This window comes from Litchfieldella qijiaojingensis (assembly GCF_014651875.1).
Taxonomy (GTDB): domain Bacteria; phylum Pseudomonadota; class Gammaproteobacteria; order Pseudomonadales; family Halomonadaceae; genus Litchfieldella; species Litchfieldella qijiaojingensis.
Genome location: NZ_BMXS01000009.1, coordinates 125,562 through 147,782, shown reverse-complemented (window position 1 = coordinate 147,782; position 22,221 = coordinate 125,562). Strand labels below are relative to the sequence as shown.

Genomic DNA, 22,221 nt, shown 5'->3' with positions numbered 1-22,221 from the left:
TGACGCCTTTCCGGGACGCTGCTAGGATGGAGTCTCCCGTCACTTCGGTGACACGGAGCCGGCAGCGGTGTCGGCTCACGCTGCATGGATGGCCGTGGTGAGAAAGATGACTACCGTTCTGCTTCATTTCGACGATGAGACTGCCCCCGCTCAGCGCATGGCCGAGGTGGCCGCACTCGCCACCGCGCAGGTCGAGCGTCACCGTTTCCCTGACCAGGAACTGCGCCTTACGCTGCCGTTCCACGAGTCAACACCTTCCCCATCGACACTGGTGATCTATCGCAGCCTCGACCGGCCCAACGACAAACTGGTGGAACTGCTGCTGATTGCCCGTCATGCCCGACAGCAGGGTGTAAAGCGGTTGGTACTGGTAGCGCCGTATCTGGCCTATATGCGCCAGGACATCGCTTTCCATGCCGGTGAGATCGTTAGCCAGTCGATCGTCGGAGGGTTCCTCGCTGAGCTATTCGATGCCGTGATTACCGTGGACCCCCATCTGCATCGTATCGAACGTCTGCAAGAAGCGATTCCCATCGAACATGCCGTTGCACTCTCCGGTGCTTCGCGGTTAGCTGAATTGATCGCCAGGAAGCGCCCCGATGCCCTGTTGGTCGGGCCGGATGCTGAATCCGCGCAGTGGGTGGAAAGTGCCGCAGCCATCACTGGTCTCGACTACGGAGTGTGTCGCAAGGTACGCCACGGTGATACTCACGTGGAAATCGAATTGCCCGGGAGCGATGTTTCCGGCCGCCAGGTAGTGCTGATGGATGACGTGGCAAGCTCCGGCCACACTCTCGCCCGGGCCGCCGAACAGCTTCTTACCATCGGTGCCAGCTCAGTGGATGTCGCCATCACCCATGCGCTATTTGCCGGTGAGGCCATGGACGTAATCAAGAGCGCCGGGATCGGTGAGGTATGGAGTACCGATTGCATCGCTCATCCCAGTAATGCCATTACCATGGCGCCACTACTTGCTGACGCACTGGGCCAGGTGCTGGCCGAACTGTCGTGAAGCAGGAGAAACAGTGGGATGAGCCGGTCGATCGGCCCCAGTCCCTTTTGCGTCAACGATACTGGCATCAAGGAGCTTTCACGATACCCGTTCGGCGAGGCTCTGTTGAGGGTCGAAAGCAAACGGCCCGGCATGGAGCCGGGCCGGGAGGGTTCGATCAGGCGTAGGTATTGATCTGCGTGCCTACGCTGCCGTCGCGGGATAGCTGAGGTTCGGCGGTTGCCGATTCCATCAGTGCATTGACCTGGGTCTGCTGGGTGTCGAGTGCTTCCCTGAAGATCTGCATCTGGGCTTGCTGGAGGGTCTGCGCCTGCTGCATGACCAGCGATGCGCTGACCGCACTGTTGACGGCTGGATCCATATCGAATTTTCCTTATTCACCTATCGATGAAACCAACCTACCAGCCATGGGAGACAAGTGCAAAGCCTGGCGGCGAAGTGGTGCCGGTGGCCATGAAGCTCAAGTCCGAATTCGTCAAGAAGGCCTGATCCGATACGAGCGGGTAGCGAGTTGCTTCGCTACCCTTACTACTCTTCTTGTTGCGCCTCTTCTTGCTGCTCCGTTTCTTCCTCCTCATCGGACTCTTCTTCGGCCCAGCCGCGTTCCATGTAGTAACGCAGTGCGCCCTCGTGCAGCGGAGCCGAAAGTCCTTCGTGGATCATCTGCTCCGGGGTCAATACCGAGAACGCGGGATGGAAGGCCCTGAAGTCCTCGAAGTTGTCGAAAACGGCGGCGACTACACGATAGACCATATCGGGATCGGTATTTTCCGAGGCGACCAGGGTGGCTCTGACACCGAAGGTTTCCACACCGGGAAAGTCGTCCCGGTACAGCCCCTCGGGGATCGTGGCATAGCTGTAGTAAGGGGCTTCGTTTACCAGCGCGTCGATCTCGGGACCCTTGACATCGATAAGGGCGGCGTCGCACAGCCGAATGGCCTGTTCTATCGATGGGTTGGGATGCCCTACCGTGTAGACCATGGCCTCGATACGGCCATGGCACAATTCCAGCGACTGCTGGTCGGCGGGCAATTGATTGGCCGGCGAGAAGTCGCCCGGTGTCCAGCCCTTGGCATCCATCACCTTCTGCATGGTGCCACGCTGCCCCGAGCCCGGGTTGCCGATATTGACTGAATGGCCTGGCAAGTCATCGAGACTCTGGATGTTCGAATCCCGGCGCACGACCAAGGTAAAGGGTTCGCTGTGTACCGAGAACAATGCACGCAATGACGTGTCCTGCCCGGCTTCGGCAAAGCCCTCGATCCCTTCGACGGCGTAGTACTGCAGGTCCGACTGGGCGAGGGCGATGGGTACCGAACCATTGCGAACGGCTTCCAAATTAGCGGCCGAGCCGGCCGATGGGCGGGCTTCGCAAGGCGCTTCCAACAACCGGCAAATGGCCCGGCCAGTGATATGGTAGACACCGGTCGTGCTTGCCGTGCCGATAACCACCGGCTCGTCCCCCACTGCCGGGAATGGCAGCAGCAACGTGGTGACAAGCAGTCCTTCCAGCAGCGCTACCAGGCATCTTCCCATCATCCCTCCCAAGCGTTCCATCGCACTGCCCTCCCTATTCCTCGTCTGGTTATAGCATAGCCGCCTCTACTAGGAGCGTAGCGCGGAATCGAGGACGAGAGGTCTCGTCGGCAGCACATACAACGCCTAAGGTAGTAACAAGCCAATCAGGATTTGCGTTATTCGGAGGGAAGACCATGGCCATGACGCCTGTGCATCGCAGCGATGCTGCCGGTCACTTCGAACCTTTGGCCGATCGCATTCTCGAGGCCGCGCTGCAAAGGGCCGAGGAATGTGGCTGGGAAGCCGTCGAAATGACCGAAGTGGCCGCCCGACTCGACATCTCCGCCAGCAGCATTCTCGATCATTACCGCGACCTTGACGCTATAGCCAATGCCTGGTTCCTGCGCGGTTGGCGCGCAATGCTCGCCAATAAACCCGATGGGTTCGACACCTGGCCTGCCAAGGAACGCATCGAGTACTGCATGCTGGCCTGGTTCGATGCCCTGGCCCCTCATCGCCGGGTGACCGTGCAGATGTTGCGCACCAAGGCCCATCTGCCGCACTTGCATACTTGGGGGCCGATGATTTTCGATCTCTCACGCACCATTCAGTGGCTGCGTCAAGCCGCCAGGCTCGAGGCCCCCTATGGCACCCGGCGCGCCCGGATGGAAGAGATTGGACTGACCGCCCTGTTCCTCGACACCTTACGGATCTGGTCGCGTGACGAGACCCCCAACCAACAGGACACGCGTCACTTCCTCGGCAAGCGCCTGGAGCGTGGCGATCGTCTGATGCGCTGGATCTGGCGAGGACGAGATGGCGGCCTCTCCAGAAGTGCCGAGACGCACGAGCCATCTCCCGAGATCGTCGACAAACTATAAAAGGCCGCCGGCTTCAGCGGAAAGGCAGACACGCTGGCAGCATCTCCTCCAAAGAACGTGGGGCAATGCCGAGGTCGGCAAAGCTACCGACATTCGGGCCAACGACCTTGTCCTCCCGCATGAGCATGACTTGGTTGTGTGTCAGGGGAGGAGAGGGCAACCAGGCTACCAGCCTGGCAAGTGCCAGCCAGGCAGGGAAGGGGATCGATATCAGTGGACGGCGACACCCCAACCGCTTCAGCACCATCTCGACGATCTCGCGATAGCGATAGCTACCAGCTCCACCCAGTTCGAGGAGTCGCACATCAGGGGCGACGCCATCCAATATCCGTGACACGGCGCGCGCCACATCGTCCACATGGACCGGTTGCAGGCGCGTATCGCCGCGACCGAACAGAGGAACGACCGGGAAGCGGGAGAGCATGACCAATGCGCCGAGAAAGGCATCGTGGGGGCCGAACAATACGCTGGGGCGCAAGATGACGGCTGACGGGAAAGCCTCGCGTACACCTTGTTCGCCATGCGCGCGAGCGCGAATGTAACTTGAGGCGGAATTGGCATCCGCACCGATGCCTGAAATGTGTACCAAGTACTGGAGGCCGGCCTTGCGGGCCTGGCGCGCGACCCGTGCGGCTCCCTGCGCGTGAACGATATCGAAGGTCTCGGAGTGGCTCGGTTCGGTGTAAAGCCCTACGGCATTGACCGCACCGGTGGTGCCGTCAAGGGCGTTGGCGATGCTGTCGTCATCGCGGATATCGGCGGTTACCAGTTCGATGGCATCGCTGGATACCACATTGGCGGGGAGTTGGGGGTGGCGCGTGGCGACTCTCACCCGTTTTCCCGCATTCGCCAGTTCCCGCACGATCGCGCTGCCCAGGAAGCCGGTGCCGCCGAATACTGTCACCGTCTGGCTGGCCATTCCGTCAACCTCCTTGCTCTCGTTCCTCTTGACTAATTGCGCTCGAGAGGGTGTGGTGAAGCCAGCCGGCAGGGCTGGTTGTGCGAGGGGCGCTGGATCAGGGTCTCTACCAGATTGGCCCCTTGCGGCACGATAGTCGAGGACCGACCGTCTGTCATGGCGCTCCAGCCATTGCCCAGGTCGAAGGTGGCGGTGGTCGTACCCCCTGGTTGGGTTTCAAGATAGATGCCTTGGCCCAACGATGCCTCGAGATAAGTGCCGGGGTCGTAGGTCGAGGTGGCAAAGAAAACGAAGGCGGCATCGACTAGGGCGCACGAGACCGTCAGCTTCGCAGAGAGGTTGAATGCGCAGTAGGGGACCAGGTCCTCAGACGCCTGACGGGCAAGACCACATCGGTAGCTCGTTGAAGAGTCGTTGGTGAAATAGATTCCCGGTAGCTGACTCGCAGACTCGGAAAGCGTACCCGTGGCGCTGACGGTGAGCATTTGACCGCAGGAGACGGAAGCTTGGCTACCGATGGAGATCGAACGGTTCTTGGCGATGTCGTCGGTGGAAATGTAACCGACGTTGGCCTCCGGAATGGTGATTGTCGTGTTGGCGAGATAGTTCTGTCGGCATTCCCATACCAAGGGGACACCGCTCTTGTTGGAACTCATGACAGGCAGGAAAACGTAAAGCGAATAGCCGCTCGATTTGAGCTGTTCCAAGGTGTCATTCGACAGGGCGATTTCCAGAAATGTCGCGCTCATGGTGGTTTTTCCGGGAATGAGCCAGGCGCTCACTCGGAGCGCCCGGCGGTTTTGACGATGACTGCCGTTCTGTTTAGCCCCACCGACAGTAGAGACTGTTGGGCAGGTGATTGGTCACGGTCAGTTGCTGACCGTTGATGCCCTGTACCCGGTACTCCTCGTTGGGTGTCATGTTGATGGTGACCACCGGTCGCGTAGCGATCTGGTACAACACCGATCCGGCCACGTTATGACGATTTTCGAGTTCCAGGTTTTCGTCCAGTTGCCCGGCGGGAAAGACATGCTGCCCGTCCGAGGGGATTCTGACTTCCGACATGATGTCTCCCTCCTCATGACGTGATGAGCAATGGCACCAGTGACTCCTGGGCCTGTACCGACTTGGCCCAGGATTGACCGCCCCAGTCCCAACCATCGTTGATATCGAACTTCACCGAGCGTGATTGCGACGAGGTAAGGTCGACCAGCACGCCGGAGCTGTAGGCCTTGTAGATGACCGTACCGGTATTGACGGTGTTGCTGGCGAACATCAGCAGCACTCTCTCGATCGGCGCGATCACGTCGAGATTGTTGCCGTACAGCGGGAAGGCACACATCGGCTTGGTGCTGCCGCCGGTCTGCTGCGAGATACCGCAGGTCCAGGGATTCTTGCCTCGGTTGAGGATCGAGATGGCATGCGGCGTGCCTTCCTGGTAGACGTCAACGGTACCGTTCTGGCTGACGTTCATCGTTTGTTCCAGGTCGATATCGGCGCTTGCACTGGCCTGGATCCTGCCATTGGCGATGATCTCGTCGGTCGAGATATAGGCCTGGTACTGCTCTTCCCAGGTGATCTCGGTCTGGTCGAGAAACGAGGTGGATTGGAACCACACCAGGGGAGCCCCACCCTGGCTGGCAGTCTTGACGGCCTTGAAGCCGTAGAGGGCAAAACCACCGTTCTTGAGCTTGTCGACGGTGTCGCTGTTCATGGAAATGCTGATCTCGTATTGCGTGGACATGGCATATGTCTCCTTGCGCGTTCGCTTCCAAGGAAGCGGTGAGGGGTTACCGTCGGAATACCGAGCGGTATTCATACTTCAGCATCAGAAAACCCATTCTTCAGCATCAGAAAAGGATCATCCTCGTTGGTGATCTAGCGGTATCAAAACGGGATCCGAGAGGGGACTTTGGGTACCGTCGATCGGTAGATCTCGAGCGGCATAGAGGGGAAACGCGAACGTGGTGGGATCATCTTGGTATCACCTGTCGCCATCGGCTTGCCAGGCTGTAGCGGATGACAAACCCTTCCTGTACGAAATAAGGACTTTCATCAGGGAGAAGTATTATGACCTACCCAGCATTGAAGGTTGCCATCGTGGGAGGGGGCGTATCGGGGCTGTCGCTGGCCTACTACCTACGCCGTCATGGTGCGGAGCCCTCTCGCCAACTCGACATCACGATCTTCGAGCGCAAGGCGTCGCTGGGCGGGAACGCCGAGACCGTGGTGGTCGACCTGGGCATCCGGCGCACTGAACAGGGGCCCGACAGCCACTATCTGCGCTGGGCGGACCTGGGGGTCAACGACGTCAATTTGACGACCTACAAGAAGCTCGAGGCGATCATGCGCGAGATAGGTTATCTCGATCACATGAAGCCTTTGCAGGATACCGAGAGCTATTTCACTCGCGATGGCCGTCTTGCGCTGACCGACGATACCTACCTCCAGCAGGGGGTGTCGGATCCGACCTTCAGCCTGGACGCTGCCGATGATGGTCTCCTGGCACCTTTGATCCAGGTCGTGCATCGCACGGCCCTGAACTTGCTCGATAGCATCACGCCGAGCTACACGGTGGGAGCCTATTTCGACGACTGCGTGGCCAGGCCCCGCGAGATGCTGGAAGCGGCGGCCCGTGAACTGGGCATCTCCATCAACTGGGCGGATGCCAGTCTGCCTGCACGGGTGGAGTCGGTGAGGACGTTGATCTACTACCCACGCATTGCAGCCATGTACTTCGCCGATGATCGGGGGCCCGCCGAGATGCCCCTGGAAGCCCCGTTCCAGTACTACCGTGTGCAGGAGGGAGGCGGCGAACCCCGGCGTCGCTACTTCGAATATGGCGCGCAGCGTTGGCTCGAGGCTTTGGCGGCCTATCTGGTCGAGCCCGATGACACCAAGCCGCCGGTAACGATTCGTCGCCATGCCGATATCCGGGTGAGGATCGAACCCGGCAAGGCGGTGCTGAGCGATGAATACGGCTGGTCGGAATCCTTCGACCTGGTCATCGTCGCCACGCATGCCGACGACGCACGCCGGATCGTGACGTTAAGCGACGAACTGATGTCGATACGGGAGCGTCTGGACGCCATCCTGGGCGCGGTTCGCTATACCCGCAGCTATGCTGTTTGCCACACTGCCTCGGGGCGCTTGCCGCCCAACAAGAACGTCTGGCGCACCTATAACATCGAGATTCGCGATCCCGGCGATACCTTCTTCCCCTACCGCATCGATTACGTAGCCAATCTTCACCAGAATGATCCGGCCAACCCGGTCTACGACAGTGCCGGACTGCCCCAGTATTTCGTTTCGCTGGTCAACGATCTGAACTGCATTCCCCGTCAGGAGATGCTCGATAAGGTGCTCGATCCCACCCGGCTTCCCAAGGAGATGCTTGACCGATTGCCAGAGTCGACCCGGGTGCAGATGCACGAAGGGCTCCACGAGTCAGGCTACAAGAGCGAACTGCCGGACATCGACGAGGATTTGCATCGCAAGGCCTGGACCTACTTCAAGCACAATGTACTCGATGCCCGCTGCATCCAGGCGCAGCGCGACATCGACCGTTACAATGCCGAGGTCGCGCATGCGTATCGTCAGGGCCAGGCGTCCTGGCCGCTGCTGTTCGCTGGCGGCTGGACACGGGGTGCCGGCCTACAGGAACAGTGCATGGAGCAGGCCGAGCGGCTTAGCAACTGGATTCTTGGGCGGGAAGAGCCGCCGCTCAAGTGATGACGTGGCGGACCTATTTCATGTACTGCTGCCATAGTGCTCCGTGGCCAGTCGCGGCATGACCAATGCCAGCCCTTGGTCGGCGCCTGCCCACCAGTGGCGCAGCAGGCGCCGATGGTCCTCCTCGGAGGAGGTGGACAGCCAGGTGGCATGGCGCTCAATCAGCTCGATATGGTGCTGGGCCCAGGCACACGGCTCGGAGGCTACGAAGTCGCGAAAGCGTTGAGCGTATTGCTGAGCTTCCCGCCCCTGGCCATGCACCAGGCAGGTTTCGGCGGCGGTGACCAGGAAGCGGTAGGCGTTATGTCCCACGCAGCCGTTTTCGAGCAATGCCCAGCCTGTCTCGAGAGCGGCCTGACGTTCGCTGTCGTGCTCTTCGAGCAGAGCCAGGGTACCCAGCACCCAGGGGCCGATGAAGTGCTGCAGGTCATGGCGCTCGACCAGTCGCCAGGCATTGCGGATGAGGTTGCGGGCCACATCGATCTGACCTTCGAGCAGCTTGAGGCGCGCTTGGCTCTCCAGCAGGAATGCCTCGAAACGATTGGCGCCCATGCCCCTGGCCAGATCCAGACCGGTATCGACCTGTTCCATGGCTGCCTCGGGGCGTGACTGGGACAGCAGGATCCAGCCTGCCGTCAAGCGGGCGACGATTTCGGCGCGGCGGTTTCCGACCCGCTCTCCCAGTTCGGTGGCCGTCAAGGTGTCCTCCAAGGCGGCTTGTGTCTCGTTGGTGTAGATGCGCACCGTGCCGAGCATGAACAAGTTGGAGGCTTCCAGGTCCGCATGTCCGTGTTGCCGGCAGAGCGATACACAGCGCTCGAAGACCTGGTGCGCACTCAGCATGTGGCCTTGGGCGTAGTGGGCATCTCCCAGCCCGCTCAGGGCCTGTATCTCGGTGGTTTTCAGGCCGCTGGCACGAGCTTCCTCCAGCGCCCGCTCCTGGTATTTCCGACAGCGCGCGAAATCGCCACGCGGAAAGTAGATGTTGCCCTTGAGGTAGTGGATCTCGGCGAGTGCGGCATGGGCCTGTAGCTTACTGGCCTCGGGCAGGATCCGATCGAGCAGGCGCTCTTCCTCGTCCAGTTCATCGAGCACGTTGAGGGTGCGTGCCAAGCCGATACTGGCATCGATTCGCGATGAGTCGTCGCTGGCCAGGCGCTGGGCCGCTTGGTAATGCGTACGGGCTTCCTGGGTCAGCCCCATGGCGACGCAGATCTGGGCATGCAACATCTCGAGGCGATAATCGTCGCGCGGTGCGTAATCGATTTCCTGACATTGCTGCAGCAGAGCCAGTGCCGAGGCATGGCGGTGCTGCTTCAACTGCGACTCGATGGCTTCCACGAAGGCACCGGGGGCAGCCAGTGCGCGTGCCTTGTGTAGATGCTGGGCACGCAGGGCGGTATCTCGCCCGACGTAGTATTGAGCCAGGCGCAGGTGCAGGCGGTCGCGCTGCGCCCTGGGCATGGACTCGTAGATGCCCTGCATGATCAAGTCATGCACGAACAGATAGGTGTCGTCGTCCAGGGCGCGTACCAGGTAGTGGCGCTGGGGTAGCACGGGGCGGTAGTCCGGGAAGGGCAGCAGGGCGTGCAGTGCCTCGAGCGTGAAACGCTGGCCGATGGCGGCTGCCGCGCGCATCGCCTGGCGATCCGGAGTGGCGAGCTGGTCGAGCTTGGTCTGTACCAGGTGCTTGAGGCTGGCCGGCAATGAGCTGCCTTGCTGGAAAAGCAGCAATTGTGTCAGGAACAGGGGATTGCCTTGGGCGCGATTCACGCACTGGGTCACATAGGTCGTATCGAATTCGCCGAACTGCGTGGCCAGGGTCTGAGCCTCGTGCTGGCGGAGTGGCGCCAGCTCGATCAACGTCAACGGCAAGTCGGCGAGCCACGGGCGCAGCTTGCCCTCCAGCGGGTCCTGCTCGATGCGCGAGGTCAGCATCCAGATCACTGGCGCCTCGCGAACGTCCTGCATCAGCGTGGCCAGGGTCTGGAACAGGGCGTCATCGGCCCAGTGCAGATCCTCGACCAGCAGTACCTGCGGGCACTCGATCGCTTCCCTGAGAATCAGTTCCCGCAAGGCCGTACGCTGCCGTGCCACGCGCGTGTCATGGGTCATCGCCGCATAGACCCGCTCGTGCTCGGGAGGCTGGGGCAGGCCGAGCAGTGGGCGAAAGACCATGGCGTGGTCGCCAGGAAGCCGCAACCAGCGGAGTCTCTCCCGCAACTGACGCTCGGCCGCAACCGGGTCTTCAGGCAGTTTCAACAGCGAACGCAACAGCTGGGCCAAGGGGTTGTCATCAATGCGGGTGCCGAAGTCCAGCACCGTGGCGACATGCAGGTCGGCGTCCTGCTGCTGGACCATATCGATGAACTCGGTGACCAACCGCGTCTTGCCGATCCCGGCGACACCGCGCACGTAGAGGATGTGCCCCGTCTGGTAGGCGCGGGTGGTCTCCAATACGGCCTTGAACTGGCTGACCTCGAGGTGACGGCCGATGAGGTCGAAGCGCGAGGCCTGGCCGGCTTGCAAGGGATGTAGGTAGCGCACGAAATCCGGGTGCGCCTGCTTGTCGAAGGCGAAACGTTCGGCGAGTTGCACGGCGAGCCCGCGTTCCCCCCAAACGGCTGGCGCCCCTACACCGGGAAGCGCCGGAAGACAGGGTTCGGATGGCGGCGCCTGATCGGCAGCGGCTGGCCACTGCTGGGCGGCGAAGTGAATGTCGCCGTCGGCGAGACGAGCTTCCGCCAGCAGGCGAGAAATGGCGATGGCACACTGCAGGCAACGCAGGGCGTCGCTACGGTAGGCGCGAGGCAGCCCGAAGATGGCTTCCAACTGCGCGGATTCGGTACCGTCGTGCAGAGTGCCGCCAAACTGCTCGATGCGCTCGCCGATCGCTTGCGTCAGGTGCTTGGTGAGCCCCGTCGCTCTGACGACCAGGCGGATGACATTGCGGCTCTCGTCGTCATCCGCTGGCGCTTCCGTCGCCAGCGGTGATGCGACGGGCGGCGGCGATGCCCGCGACTCCAGCGCCTCGACCTCGACCTCGTAAACGGTGGCAAGGTGACGAGCGGTACGATACAACACTGGCTTGCCGCTTTCGGCGCGCTTGATCGACGCGATGGAGACGCATAGTCGTTGCTCGAAACAGCGCTGTGCCAATGCTTCCTGGCTCAGCCCGAGGTGTTTGCGCAGTCTTTTGAGGTGCTGTGGGTCCAGCACCAGACGACCGTCGTGTTGTGTTGTCCCTGCCAATGTGCCACTCCTTTTTATGCATTCTTATTATCTTTCGGTTGTCTCGTCGTTGTTGCTTTCCTGGGTCAGTGCCTTGAATCTGAGTCTGACATAATCCTCCGTCCCCCCGCCCTGGGCATTCCATCGCTGTCCTGCCACGAGATCATCGGAAGCATTCATGTCGGTAGTGGCTCCGTCTAGGGTCGGGTTCTCGTTTCAGATTAACAGCTCTCGTTGACAGGTTGGCGTCTCTCTTCGAATGTAATGACGTACCGAACGCAAAGGAGGAAAATCGCGATGGCATTCGCACTATCGACCATGCAGTTGGAAAGTTCCGCTTTCGAGTCGCAGGGCAGGATTCCTACCAAGCATACCGGTGAGGGAGACGATGTCTCTCCGGCGTTGTCCTGGCGCGATGCGCCGCAGGATACCAAGGCCTTCGCGGTGATTTGTCATGATCCCGATGCGCCACTGGTGCAGAATGGCACCTACGGCTTCGTGCACTGGGTGCTGTACAACCTGCCGGCGTCCACTACGCGCTTGGAGGAGGGCGCCAGCGAAGGCACCGCTGGGGTCAACGACTTCGGCAAGCAGGGCTACGGCGGCCCCATGCCACCCCCGGGTCACGGTTTGCACCAGTACTACTTCTGGGTACTGGCCCTGGACAGCGAACTCGATCTGCCGGCCGGCCTCAGCCTGGGAGAATTCCTGAGCAAGGCGGAGCCCCATCTGCTGGGCATGAACCGGCTGGTGGGTACTTACCAGCGCGACTGAGAAGCCTAAAGCTTTGTTTGAAAAGTCGCCGAGCGAAGACCAGACAAGGCAAAAATCAGCGAAAAGACGGAGTTTACATGGGTAGTAAATGAGTACTTTGAGCTGATTTTTAACGCCGTATGGTCGAGCGCAGGCAGTTTTCAGGCAAAGCTAAAAATCTTCCACGCCCCGGGCGCGCAGCTCCTGGGGCAACAGGGCGGCGTGGATCACGGCGTTGACCGGCGTGGCCACGCCGTATTCGATGCCCAGTCTCACTACCGCGCCGTTCTGGGATTCGAGTTCCGAAGGCCGTCCTTCCAGTATGTCGCGTTGCATGGACGCGGTGCTCTTCTCCGGCATTGCATCGATGAACTTCGAGGCTCGCGCCACGGCGTCATTGGGTAGGGCCACGCCCTTGGCCAAGCCGACGCGATAGATCTCCACCAGTATCTGTTCGATGGTGTGACGAGTTTCCGGCAGGGTTCGGGTAATGCCGATCGGGGCTCGCGTGATACTGCCGATGCCACTCATGGCACAGATGAACAGGAACTTGCTCCAGATCGCCACCTGAATGTCATCGGCGATGTCGGCCTGGACGCCGGTAGCGCGTGCAAAAGCGTCTTTCAGGCGCTGGGTGCGTTCGCTGGTACGGTTGTCGAGTTCGCCGATCCGCACGAACGGGTCGAGGCCGGCGTGGCGGATCACCCCCGGGCCTTCCCGCCAGGCCAGGATGCCGCACAGCCCGCCGATCACGTGCTCTTGCCCAAGCACGTCGGCCAATTGATCCACCGCCTCGACGCCATTCTCCAGTGGCACCACGAAGGTGTCATGGCCGATCATCGGGCGCATCTCCTCGGCGGCATCCATCACCTGCCAGGCCTTGACCGCGACGATTACGCAGTCCACGGGACCCACGCTCGCCGGGTCGTTGGAGACCTTGGCGGAAGGGATGGTGAAGTCGCCGGCAATGCTGTGCACATGCAGTCCCTTGTGCTTGATGGCATTCAGATGATCGCCACGGGCGATGAAGGTCACGTCTTCTCCGGCTTCGGCCAGGCGACCGCCGAAATAGCCGCCCACACCGCCGGCCCCATAGATGGCAATTCGCATGTCGTGTCCTGGAAAGTGGCTTCGATGAGTGTAGTGACAGCTTAGATCAAGGCACCATTTTTGTGGCGGTCTCAGCCATTCAGGCGTGCCAGTGCGCCACGCGCCTCATCCTGCCAGCGCCCGGGCAGCTCGGCGGCCCGTCGCAGGGCCTGTCGGGCTTCGTCGATCTTGCCCAAGCCTTCCAAGGTCAGGCCCAGATTGAGCCATGCGACCGCCAGGTCCGGGCGCCGTTCAGTCGCCTCGCGGAAGGCCGTCGTAGCGCCATTGGCGTCGCCGTCTGCATGTCGGGCATTACCAAGGGCGAACCAACCCATGGCGTCCTCCGGCCAGCGCTTGGTCATGGCCTGCCAAGCGGGTAGGGCCGCTTGAGCGTCGTTGGCTTGTTCGAAGGCGGCAATGGCCTGCATGGCGCGGCGTGGTCCCACACTCACCGGGAATTCACCGGGAGGGAGGACGACCAAGGCCCAGCGGTCACTGCGCGCCCAAGTGGCATCGAAGCGGCGGAACGATTCAAGGCGGTTGGCTTCCTCGCCACTATGCAGGGTCAGCAACTCCTCGTTCAGGTCGTAACCGATGGCCACCGCGTAATGCCACATGGGCCAGACTGGCAACGAGAGGTTCTGCATCACCATCACCGGGTGGCCGGCATCGAGTTCGCTCAGCAGGGACTCGAAATTGCCATCGAGCACGAAACCGATCCGGCCGTAGCGGCGTACGCTGGCCTGTATTTCCGGCTGGATGCTGCCTTCGCGACCAGGTAGGTAGACTTGGGGAATCAGGGTATCGACGCCGACGTCCACACCACTCGCGTTGAGCACCATGGCCAGTGATGCAGGGCCGCACTGGTAGAGGCGCTGGGCGTGGAAGGGCACGTCATCGATATGGCCGCGTTCGGCGATGCCCATGTCGCTGGGGCTGGCCAGACGGGGGCCGGTAGCGCAGCCCGTCATCAGTCCAATCAGCAGTACCAACAGCAGAACGCCCGCAAGGCGGGCGTTCGCTGGCGACGTAGTTGTCGTTTGACTAGTCATGGCTGACGGCATCAGCGCGTGAACGGGAAGACATTGGTCAGACCGAGGATATCGGTGACCAGCAGAATCACGAAGATGAGCACCAATGCCCCGACAACGCTGCCACCGCCGGCACCGGCGGGCAGGTCATCGAGGTGCTCGGCCATCTGCCGCACTTCCTCGTCGGACAGGGCCGCGACACGGGCTTCGACATCGGCCGGATCGACGCCCTGTACCAAGAGCTGTTCCTGGACGTCCTGGCGGGCGAGGATTTCGTTGATGCGTTCACGATCGGCATTTACTTGATCGGACTGGAGGGCGTCCTGCGTCGATACCAGTGGCGAGGCAGGCTGTGGTGCAGCGGCGACCGGCAGGCTGCCCAGTACCAGGAAGGCGATCAACAGCGGGCTGAGAACTCGTGTCAGTTTCTTCATGGTAGCGGTTCCTTACTTGTGGGATTTGGCTTCCGGGAATGACGAGACGATCCTTCGTCCTTTTCAAGTTCCACACGATGCTAAATCAGTATAGAGCGAGAGCGCGATGATTTTCATGCCCTTTTTCGATTGAGGGTGGCTATCGCAGCTCGAGGAAGCGCTATAGCCTCACCTGTAGCCGGCCATCAATGCGCGTATCAACGGCGTATCGGCATCGCGGTGGGTAGGCAATTCGAAGCGCGCCTTGGCGATGGCCGTGCGCGAGAGTTCGGCTGTGATCAGGATTTCCTGATCGCTTTCTCCGGCCTGAGCCAAAGATTCGCCGCGTGGGCCAAGGATTCGCGAACCGCCCCAGAAATGGTTGTCGCCCTCGGGGCCGAAGCGGTTGGCCATGATCACTGGGGTGCCGTAGGTCATGGCATAGAAGCGTACATTGAGTGCCCAGTTCTGTTCATTGGAGAACTCTTCGCTGACGATGCCAGAGGCAGAGTTGATCGGTGCGCAAAGCACCGTGGGGCGCGCGAGTAGGGCGGCATGCACCAATGCCGGGTTCCATAGGTCGGCGCAGATCAGTTGCGTAGCCGACCATCCGGGGCGAATCCAGGTGTGAGTGAGCCGGTTTCCGTGGGTGAACCATTTACCTTCTTCCAGACCACCGTAGGTCGGCAGGTTGAGCTTGCGGTGCACGGCACGGATCTCGCCATCATGCAGAATCGCCAGGGCGTTGTAGTATTCGCCCGGGCTGGCTTCCTCGACGAAACCCACCACCGTCTGCATCTCGTGACAGGCCTTGGTCAGGCTGGCGAGCCGCGGGTCTTCCAGGGGCATGGCCACCTGCATCACACGGTTGCCCAGACCATAGCCGGTCAGCGACAGTTCGGGGAATACCAGCAATTCCAGGTCTTGGTCGTGAGCCTCGGAGATGACTTCGAGATGGCGTTCGAGATTGGCATCGACGTCGGCCAGGGTCGTGTTGATCTGTGCCGCCCCCACGCGCAGGGTGTCCTGATAGTGCATGTGTCGCATCCTCGCCTGACGGTGACGGGAAAGCCGCCCGCGGGCGGCTTTCTGGATGATGGAACGAGTGTGCCAGGAGTCGCCGGCGTGTTACAGCAGCTCATGCTCTTCGAGAAAGCTCCGGGCGACATTCTCGATGGTCTCGCGCTCGACATCGACCCGCGCGTTGAGCTCGGCCATGGTTTCGTCGTCAAGCAGGGTAGAAAGTGCATTCATCTGCTCTTCCAGCTCCGGGAACTCCTCGAGTACGTCTTGGCGGACCACAGGAGTCAGGGCATAGGCCGGGAAGAAGTTCTGGTCATCCTCCAGGACGTGGAAGTCGAAGGCGGGTATACGCCCGTCGGTCGCGAACACCAGGCCGACTTCCACCTGACCGTCGCGCAGTGCCTGGTAGACCAGACCGGAATCCATGCGGCTGATGTCGGCGCGACCGACGCGGAAGTCGTAGGCCTCCTGCAACGGTCGCCAGCCGTCTTCGCGGGCGTAGAACTCAGCGTTTATGGCGAAGGTCAGGGGCTCGTCGTCATTGATGGCTTGGGCCAGGTCGGAGAGGGTCCTGATGCCGCGCTCCTCGGCGTCCTCCTCGCGCATGGCCAAGGCATAGGTGTTGTTGGCCGCTGAGGGGGCCAGCCATACCAGCCCCTTCTCGGCGTCGAGTTCCTTGACGCGCTCGTAGGTCTCCTCGGGGCCGAGACTTTCGGTAATGTTGTTGTAATTGATCAGCGAAGTGCCGGTGTATTCCCAATACAAATCGATCTGACCGTTCTCCTGGGCCTGGCGCAGTACGGCGGAGCCCATGCCGGAGCGACTATCCACCTCGTAGCCCAGGCCCTCGAGGTACTGGGTAGTCATACTGGTCAGGATTTGCTGTTCGGTGAAGTCCTTGCCACCGACCACGATGTCCTGGGCCTGGGCGCTGGCCAGGGAACTGGCCAAGACCAGGCCGGTGAGAGTTGTCATCAAGCGTTTCATGATTGTCGTCTCCTTGCTTGTAGAGTTGGCATGTCAGGCACGTGAAGGATTGACCCCACGCGGCACGACAAGGAAGGCGGTGGTGGCGATCAGGGCATCGACGATGATCGCCAGCAGGGCGGTGGGAATGGCTCCGGCCAGCATCATCACTGTGTCGTAGAGAGCGATGCCGGTGAAGATCAGCTCGCCTAGCCCACCGGCGCCGATCAGGAAGGCCAGCGGTACCGTTCCCACATTGATGGTCAGTGCGGTGCGGATGCCGGCGAATATCACGTACAGGGCATTGGGAAGCTCCACCTTGAACAACCGCTGGGTGGGTGACATGCCGATGCCGGCGGCGGCTTCCATCAGCGCCGGAGAAACGCCCTTGAGCCCGGCGTAGGTATTGCGCGCGATCGGCAGCAGGGTGGCGACGAACAGACCGAATATCGCCGGTACCGTACCGATGCCCAGGAAACTCATCGACAGCGCGAGTACCGCCAGGGTCGGAATGGTGGTGCCAACGTTCAGCACCTGCATGGCGCTTTCGGCGATGCGAGCCATGCTGGGCCGCGACAGCACGATGCCCAGCGGAATGGCAGCGGCGATGGCCAAGCCTCCCGAGACGGCGGTCAACCACAGGTGCTGGCCCATCAGGTACTGCACATCGGGCAGATAGAACAGGAATTCATCGATCACCCCGCTGGCATGGCTCCAGACACCGGCAAAGAAGACCGCTGCCACCAGCAGTACGCGTAAGGCCCCTTTCATGGTCTGAATGGGCATCGGCTCACTCCTTGGGCGTGGTGTCGGTCAGGGCCGTGGCATTCGGCGACACGTCACCCTCGAGAGCGCGATAACGCGAGCCCAGGTGGCGCGTCATGGAGCGCTGGGTGATCTGGCCGCACACCCGCCCGTCGTCGTCCACACAAGGCAACCAGGTGGTGTCGTGGGCAAACATCAGCGATGCCACCTTGCGCAGGTCGTCATCCAGATTGACCGAGGCCGGTATGCCCAGGAAGTGGTCGCGACAGTAACCCTTGGTGGTGCGGGCAACCGAGCGGGTAATGATGCCGACCGGCTGGCGTCTATCGTTGACCATCAGGATCGAACTCTGATAGCCGAAGTCGTCGATCCGAGCCAGCGCCGCTTCCAGCGTATCGTCGGGACGCACGCAGCCGATGTCGTCGGATACCACGTCGCGCACCTTGACCAGGTTGAGCCGCTTGAGCGCGCGGTCTTCGCCGAGAAAGGATTCGACGAAGGCATTCCTGGGGGCGGCCAGCAGATCGTCAGGGGTCGAAGACTGGACCAGCTTGCCCTCGCGGAATATGGCAATGCGATCGCCCATCTTGATGGCTTCGTCGATGTCGTGGCTGACGAACATGATGGTCTTCTTGAGCTCTTGTTGCATCTTGAGGAACTCATCCTGGATCACCGCGCGGTTGATCGGGTCGATGGCGCCGAAGGGTTCGTCCATCAGCATCACCGGTGGGTCGGCGGCCAAGGCGCGTGCCACCCCGATGCGCTGTTGCTGGCCACCGGAAAGCTCGTTGGGATAGCGCTTGAGGAAGGCATCGGGCTCCATTGCGATCATCGCCATCATCTCGCGGGCGCGTTCCTTGTAGCGCGCCTTGTCCCAGCCCAGCAGCCTGGGCACCACGGTGATGTTTTCCTCGATGGTCATGTTCGGAAACAGACCGATCTGCTGTATCACGTAGCCGATTCCGCGGCGCAGGTCCTGGGTGTCCATGCCGGTGGTGTCCTCACCATTGATGTACACCTTTCCCGAGGTCGGGCGGATGATCCGGTTGATCATCTTCAGCGTAGTGGTCTTGCCGCATCCCGAGGGGCCGAGCAGGACGCAAATCTCGCCGGCAGGAACTTCCATGTCGATATGGTCGGCGGCGACCACGGCGCCCTTGGGGGTATCGAAGACCTTGGTCAGGCTATCGAGTTGAATCATGCGGTTATCCTTGTCGGGTAAGCACAGGACAGCGCGTGACGGTCGTCAGGCGATGGAGGTGTCGCGCTCCATGCCCTTGGGAGTCAGGCGCTTCTGCAGCGCCAGCAGCGAATAGTCGACGACGATTGCCAACAAGCTGACCGCGACCGCGCCGACGATGAGCTGGCGTGGGTCGGATTGGGAGATACCGCGACTGATGAAGGTGCCGAGCCCACCAGCGCCGATATAGGCGGCGATCGCCATTACCCCGATGTTGAGCACCACAGCGGTACGAACCCCGGCCATGATCACTGGCACCGCCAGAGGGATCTCGACCATGCGCAGGCGTTGGTTGTGGCTCATGCCGATCCCTCGTGCGGCTTCGCGCAGGGCCGGGTCGACATTGTTGATGGCGGTGTAGGTGTTGCGAATGATCGGCAGTTGCGAATAGAGCAATACGGCGATGACTGCCGGCAGATAGCCGATGCCCTGGCCGATGAGCGACAGGACCGGGATCATGATCCCGAACAGCGCGATCGAGGGAATGGTGACGATGATCGAGGCCAGATAGAGGACTGCGCGCGCCAGGCGTTCGCTCTTGGTGATGGCGATGCCGATGGGGACGCCGGTCAAGGTTGCTATTCCGACCGCCACCCCGACCAGGGAAATATGCTCGATCGTACGGGTCAGCAATAGATCGAGGTTATCCAAGGCAAACAGGATCAGTTCCAATCGACGTCTCCTTGTTGCTTGTATGGGCTCTCTTCGGCGTGGAAGCTAAAGTGGTTTACCGCCGAGTCTGGGGAGCTGTGCGGGTCGCGTCGAAATGTCGTGAGCTTATCAGAGTGTAGTATCTATTTGTTTTGAAAATGAATTACGATCCATAATTACAATTATTAATGATACTGATGCGACGAGCTTCCGCATGGCGCCATACCCGCTTTTCCAGTTCCACGAGCAAAAAGATCGCCATGCCACTGGCCAGGATCACGTTCCCCATGCTGCGCTGCGGTGATCCAGGGCAAGGAATAGTGGTTAAGGGTGTCATATAGTGAAGGTCATGCATTCGCTCCGGAAGCACGGGAGCAAGCCTTCACATGCGGAGGTCGAGATGAGTCGAGCCTTTACCCAAGATGACGATGAGCGCCCCGAGGCGCCGCCGGAACGTGCCATCAGCGATCAGCCGAACTATATGACCCAGCGCGGCCATGAGGCGATGCATCGGCAGTTGGAGGAACTTCGGCGACGTCGCGAGACGCTGAAGAGCAGCGAAGCGCTGGAGGGCGAGAGTGATCTTGCTCTGGTGGAGCGCGACATTCGCTACTTCACCACCCGCCTGGCATCGGCGATCGTGGTGCCGCCCCAGACGGGCACGCCAGAGCGGGTGGCCTTCGGTACACGGGTGCATTTCGAGGACGAGCAGGGCAATGCACATTGTTACCGCATCGTGGGTGAAGATGAGGCGTTGGCTTCGGCCGAGGAGCAGCCCGAGCATACCACTCGACCGTTGAGTTGGGCGTCTCCCCTGGCCAGGGCACTGATGGGGGCCAGCGTGGGCGATACGGTGGTATGGCCTCGACCGTCCGGCAATATCACGATCGAGGTCACGGCGATCGAGGCGTGAACGCATGGCGATTTGGCCCATGATCGACACGTTTGCTCCCACGGTCAGCGTGCCTCAGCTCGGGTATAATGGTGGTTTTCCACTGCTTGACCTCGGAGCACCATGACCCCGACACGAGACGCCTGTCCCTGCGGCAGTGGCCGGCCATTGGTCGACTGCTGCGGCCCCTGCCACGAGGGCCGGCCGGCCCCGACGCCGGAGGCACTGATGCGCTCCCGCTTCAGTGCCTTCGCGCTGGATCGGCGTGACTACCTGCTGGCTAGCTGGCACCCGGACACGCGGCCAGCCAGCATCGAACCGCATGACACCACCAAGTGGGTAAGACTGGAAATTCTCGGTCATGAAACCCAAGGCGACAGCGATCGTGTCCACTTTCGGGCGACGTTCCGTGACGCTCGCCGCTGGCAGGTATTGGAAGAGAACTCCCGCTTCGTCCGGGAGGATGGGCGCTGGTACTACCTCGATGGGACTCCATCCGTCACCCGCCTGAAGCCCGGCCGTAATGACCCCTGTCCGTGCGGAAGCCAACGCAAGTTCAAGAGTTGCTGTGGGCGCTGAGGCTTTCCGGCGGCAAGCTTTCGCGAGGGCGCTGTAAACCCTTCCTTGGGCGCTACATTTGCCATCCTTGGCAAATGACCCTCGCTACGCCTTGCCCCCGGCACCCCTCAAAGCGTCATGGCAGCGATCCAGCCAAAGACGACCAACGGGATATTGTAGTGCAGGAAGGTGGGCACCACGCTGTCCCAGATATGGTCGTGCTGGCCGTCGGCATTGAGTCCGGCGGTGGGGCCGAGTGTCGAATCCGAGGCTGGTGAGCCGGCATCTCCCAAGGCTGCGGCGGTGCCCACCAGGGCCACGGTGGCCATCGGCGAGAAACCGAAGTTCAGCGCCAGGGGCACGTAGAGCGAAGCGATGATCGGAATGGTCGAGAATGACGAGCCGATGCCCATGGTGATGAACAGGCCCACCAGTAGCATGATCAGGGCGGCCAGCCCCTTGTTGTCACCGATCAGGGCGGTGGAGCTCTCCACCAGCATTTCCACCTCACCGCTGGCTTGCATCACGCTGGCGAAGCCGGCCGCCGAGATCATGATGAAGCCCACCAGCGCCATCATGCGCATGCCTTCGGTGAAGATGCCGTCCTGTTCATGCCAGCGGAACACGCCGCTCACCGACAGCAGGGCGAAGCCGAAGATCCCGCCAAGCACCATGGAGCCGCTGACGAGTTGGGTGGCCACCGTGCCGCCCAGGGCCACTGCCAGCACACCCAACTGCCAGGGGGCCAGGTGACGGGCGGCCTGGGCTTGACTCTCATCGCCATGGGCCAGGTCGAGGTCCTGGTACGTGCGCCGGCGGCGATAGCTGAACAGCAGGGCGGTCAGCAGCCCCAACGCCATGCCGCCAATCGGTACGATCATGGCCATGGGGACCATCGCGGGGGTGACGTTGAGCCCCAGTGAGGTACCCGCTTCATTCAGGTTGGCGAGCAGGATGTCATGGAGAAAGATCGAGCCGAAGCCCACTGGCAGCAGCATATAAGGGGCGGTGATACCGAAGGTGATCACGCAGGCCACGGCACGGCGATCGAGCTCGAGGTGGTTCATCAGCTTCAGCAGCGGCGGCACCAGTACCGGGATGAAGGCGATATGCACCGGAATCAGGTTCTGGGAGCTCACCGCAGCGGCGAGCAGGGCCGCCAGCAGAGTATAGGTAACCATGCGGCGGCTGCCGCCCGATTCGTCCAAGTGGAAGCGGCGGATCGCCCGGTTGGCCATCAGCTCGGTAATGCCGGAGCGGGAGAGGGCCACGGCAAAGGCACCGAGTACCGCGTAGGAAAGCGCCACTGTGGCACCGTTGCCAAGGCCTTCATTGAAGGCGTTTAGGATAGCGTCGAGCGGCATGCCCGCATAAAGCCCGCCAACCAGGCTGGCGACGATCAGGGCGAAGACCACGGAAACGCGGGCGAGACTCAGGGTAACCATCACCAGGATGGCCAGGACGACAGCATTCATGATTGTCCTTGATTTTGTCGTTAGGGGTATGAACGTGAACGACGAACGCGCCGCCGCATGACGGCGCGTTCG

22 protein-coding genes are annotated in these 22,221 nt (G+C 61.3%); 6 read left to right on the top strand and 16 right to left on the bottom strand.

Translation table 11 applies throughout. From position 1 onward, the window contains the following. Positions 1-106: 106 nt before the first annotated feature. Positions 107-1,012 (top strand): ribose-phosphate diphosphokinase, encoded by a 906-nt coding sequence (locus IE093_RS10685; RefSeq protein WP_189468964.1) that lies wholly within the window; start codon positions 107-109, stop codon positions 1,010-1,012. Between the two features lie 157 nt (positions 1,013-1,169). Here IE093_RS10685 and IE093_RS10680 read toward each other — a convergent pair whose 3' ends face one another. Together IE093_RS10680 and IE093_RS10675 are read right to left on the bottom strand one after the other, a co-directional pair. Further along, positions 1,170-1,373, bottom strand: a complete 204-nt coding sequence (locus IE093_RS10680; RefSeq protein WP_189468962.1) for a putative motility protein — start codon at positions 1,371-1,373, stop codon at positions 1,170-1,172. Positions 1,374-1,540: 167 nt separating this feature from the next. After that, complete coding sequence (locus tag IE093_RS10675) at positions 1,541-2,569, bottom strand: TAXI family TRAP transporter solute-binding subunit (RefSeq protein ID WP_229803480.1); 1,029 nt, start codon at positions 2,567-2,569, stop codon at positions 1,541-1,543. A gap of 155 nt (positions 2,570-2,724) precedes the next feature. Here IE093_RS10675 and IE093_RS10670 point away from each other — a divergent pair, with 155 nt between their 5' ends. Beyond that, positions 2,725-3,411 carry a TetR/AcrR family transcriptional regulator gene (locus IE093_RS10670; protein ID WP_189468960.1) on the top strand — a complete coding sequence of 229 codons (687 nt, stop codon included), beginning with the start codon at positions 2,725-2,727 and terminating at the stop codon, positions 3,409-3,411. A gap of 13 nt (positions 3,412-3,424) precedes the next feature. Here IE093_RS10670 and IE093_RS10665 read toward each other — a convergent pair whose 3' ends face one another. The 4 genes from IE093_RS10665 to IE093_RS10650 form a co-directional block, all read right to left on the bottom strand. Then, the gene (locus IE093_RS10665) at positions 3,425-4,330 is read right to left on the bottom strand and encodes a complex I NDUFA9 subunit family protein (protein WP_189468958.1); all 906 of its coding nucleotides are present in this window, start codon (positions 4,328-4,330) and stop codon (positions 3,425-3,427) included. A gap of 32 nt (positions 4,331-4,362) precedes the next feature. Beyond that, entirely contained in the window at positions 4,363-5,079 is a 717-nt protein-coding gene (locus IE093_RS10660; protein ID WP_189468956.1) for a hypothetical protein, read from the bottom strand. Positions 5,080-5,152: 73 nt separating this feature from the next. Continuing rightward, positions 5,153-5,395: a hypothetical protein gene (locus IE093_RS10655; protein WP_189468954.1), complete on the bottom strand. Its 243-nt coding sequence runs from the start codon at positions 5,393-5,395 to the stop codon at positions 5,153-5,155. 13 nt (positions 5,396-5,408) lie between these two features. Then, on the bottom strand, positions 5,409-6,074 hold the full coding sequence (locus tag IE093_RS10650) for a hypothetical protein (protein WP_189468952.1): 666 nt from the start codon (positions 6,072-6,074) through the stop codon (positions 5,409-5,411). 326 nt (positions 6,075-6,400) lie between these two features. On the opposite strand from IE093_RS10650, the gene IE093_RS10645 reads away from it, so the two are divergent. Further along, on the top strand, positions 6,401-8,062 hold the full coding sequence (locus IE093_RS10645; protein ID WP_189468950.1) for an FAD-dependent oxidoreductase: 1,662 nt from the start codon (positions 6,401-6,403) through the stop codon (positions 8,060-8,062). Positions 8,063-8,080: 18 nt separating this feature from the next. Here IE093_RS10645 and IE093_RS10640 read toward each other — a convergent pair whose 3' ends face one another. Continuing rightward, on the bottom strand, positions 8,081-11,314 hold the full coding sequence (locus tag IE093_RS10640; protein ID WP_189468948.1) for an ATP-binding protein: 3,234 nt from the start codon (positions 11,312-11,314) through the stop codon (positions 8,081-8,083). A 276-nt stretch (positions 11,315-11,590) separates the two neighbouring features. Between IE093_RS10640 and IE093_RS10635 the strand changes: the two genes are divergently transcribed. Beyond that, positions 11,591-12,067 carry a YbhB/YbcL family Raf kinase inhibitor-like protein gene (locus IE093_RS10635; RefSeq protein ID WP_189468946.1) on the top strand — a complete coding sequence of 159 codons (477 nt, stop codon included), beginning with the start codon at positions 11,591-11,593 and terminating at the stop codon, positions 12,065-12,067. 150 nt (positions 12,068-12,217) lie between these two features. Here the strand turns inward: IE093_RS10635 and IE093_RS10630 are convergent, their stop codons facing one another. The 8 genes from IE093_RS10630 to IE093_RS10595 form a co-directional block, all read right to left on the bottom strand. Continuing rightward, entirely contained in the window at positions 12,218-13,156 is a 939-nt protein-coding gene (locus tag IE093_RS10630; protein ID WP_189468944.1) for a 2-dehydropantoate 2-reductase, read from the bottom strand. A gap of 71 nt (positions 13,157-13,227) precedes the next feature. Beyond that, positions 13,228-14,127: a PA2778 family cysteine peptidase gene (locus IE093_RS10625; RefSeq protein WP_229803478.1), complete on the bottom strand. Its 900-nt coding sequence runs from the start codon at positions 14,125-14,127 to the stop codon at positions 13,228-13,230. Positions 14,128-14,198: 71 nt separating this feature from the next. Continuing rightward, positions 14,199-14,600, bottom strand: coding sequence for a PA2779 family protein (locus tag IE093_RS10620; protein WP_189468940.1), 402 nt, complete (start codon positions 14,598-14,600; stop codon positions 14,199-14,201). A 168-nt stretch (positions 14,601-14,768) separates the two neighbouring features. Next, on the bottom strand, positions 14,769-15,617 hold the full coding sequence (locus IE093_RS10615) for a nitrilase-related carbon-nitrogen hydrolase (RefSeq protein ID WP_189468938.1): 849 nt from the start codon (positions 15,615-15,617) through the stop codon (positions 14,769-14,771). A gap of 90 nt (positions 15,618-15,707) precedes the next feature. Beyond that, positions 15,708-16,589 carry a glycine betaine ABC transporter substrate-binding protein gene (locus IE093_RS10610; RefSeq protein ID WP_189468936.1) on the bottom strand — a complete coding sequence of 294 codons (882 nt, stop codon included), beginning with the start codon at positions 16,587-16,589 and terminating at the stop codon, positions 15,708-15,710. A 33-nt stretch (positions 16,590-16,622) separates the two neighbouring features. Continuing rightward, complete coding sequence (locus tag IE093_RS10605; RefSeq protein WP_189468934.1) at positions 16,623-17,354, bottom strand: ABC transporter permease; 732 nt, start codon at positions 17,352-17,354, stop codon at positions 16,623-16,625. Positions 17,355-17,358: 4 nt separating this feature from the next. After that, positions 17,359-18,534 carry an ABC transporter ATP-binding protein gene (locus IE093_RS10600; protein ID WP_189468932.1) on the bottom strand — a complete coding sequence of 392 codons (1,176 nt, stop codon included), beginning with the start codon at positions 18,532-18,534 and terminating at the stop codon, positions 17,359-17,361. A 45-nt stretch (positions 18,535-18,579) separates the two neighbouring features. After that, positions 18,580-19,245: an ABC transporter permease gene (locus IE093_RS10595; protein ID WP_189468930.1), complete on the bottom strand. Its 666-nt coding sequence runs from the start codon at positions 19,243-19,245 to the stop codon at positions 18,580-18,582. A 379-nt stretch (positions 19,246-19,624) separates the two neighbouring features. Between IE093_RS10595 and IE093_RS10590 the strand changes: the two genes are divergently transcribed. Both IE093_RS10590 and IE093_RS10585 read left to right on the top strand, forming a co-directional pair. Beyond that, positions 19,625-20,137: a GreA/GreB family elongation factor gene (locus IE093_RS10590; RefSeq protein WP_189468928.1), complete on the top strand. Its 513-nt coding sequence runs from the start codon at positions 19,625-19,627 to the stop codon at positions 20,135-20,137. Positions 20,138-20,239: 102 nt separating this feature from the next. Further along, positions 20,240-20,695, top strand: coding sequence for a YchJ family protein (locus IE093_RS10585; RefSeq protein ID WP_189468926.1), 456 nt, complete (start codon positions 20,240-20,242; stop codon positions 20,693-20,695). Between the two features lie 107 nt (positions 20,696-20,802). On the opposite strand, the gene IE093_RS10580 is transcribed toward IE093_RS10585, so the two are convergent. Then, positions 20,803-22,149: a Na+/H+ antiporter family protein gene (locus IE093_RS10580; RefSeq protein ID WP_189468924.1), complete on the bottom strand. Its 1,347-nt coding sequence runs from the start codon at positions 22,147-22,149 to the stop codon at positions 20,803-20,805. Between the last annotated feature and the right edge of the window lie 72 nt (positions 22,150-22,221).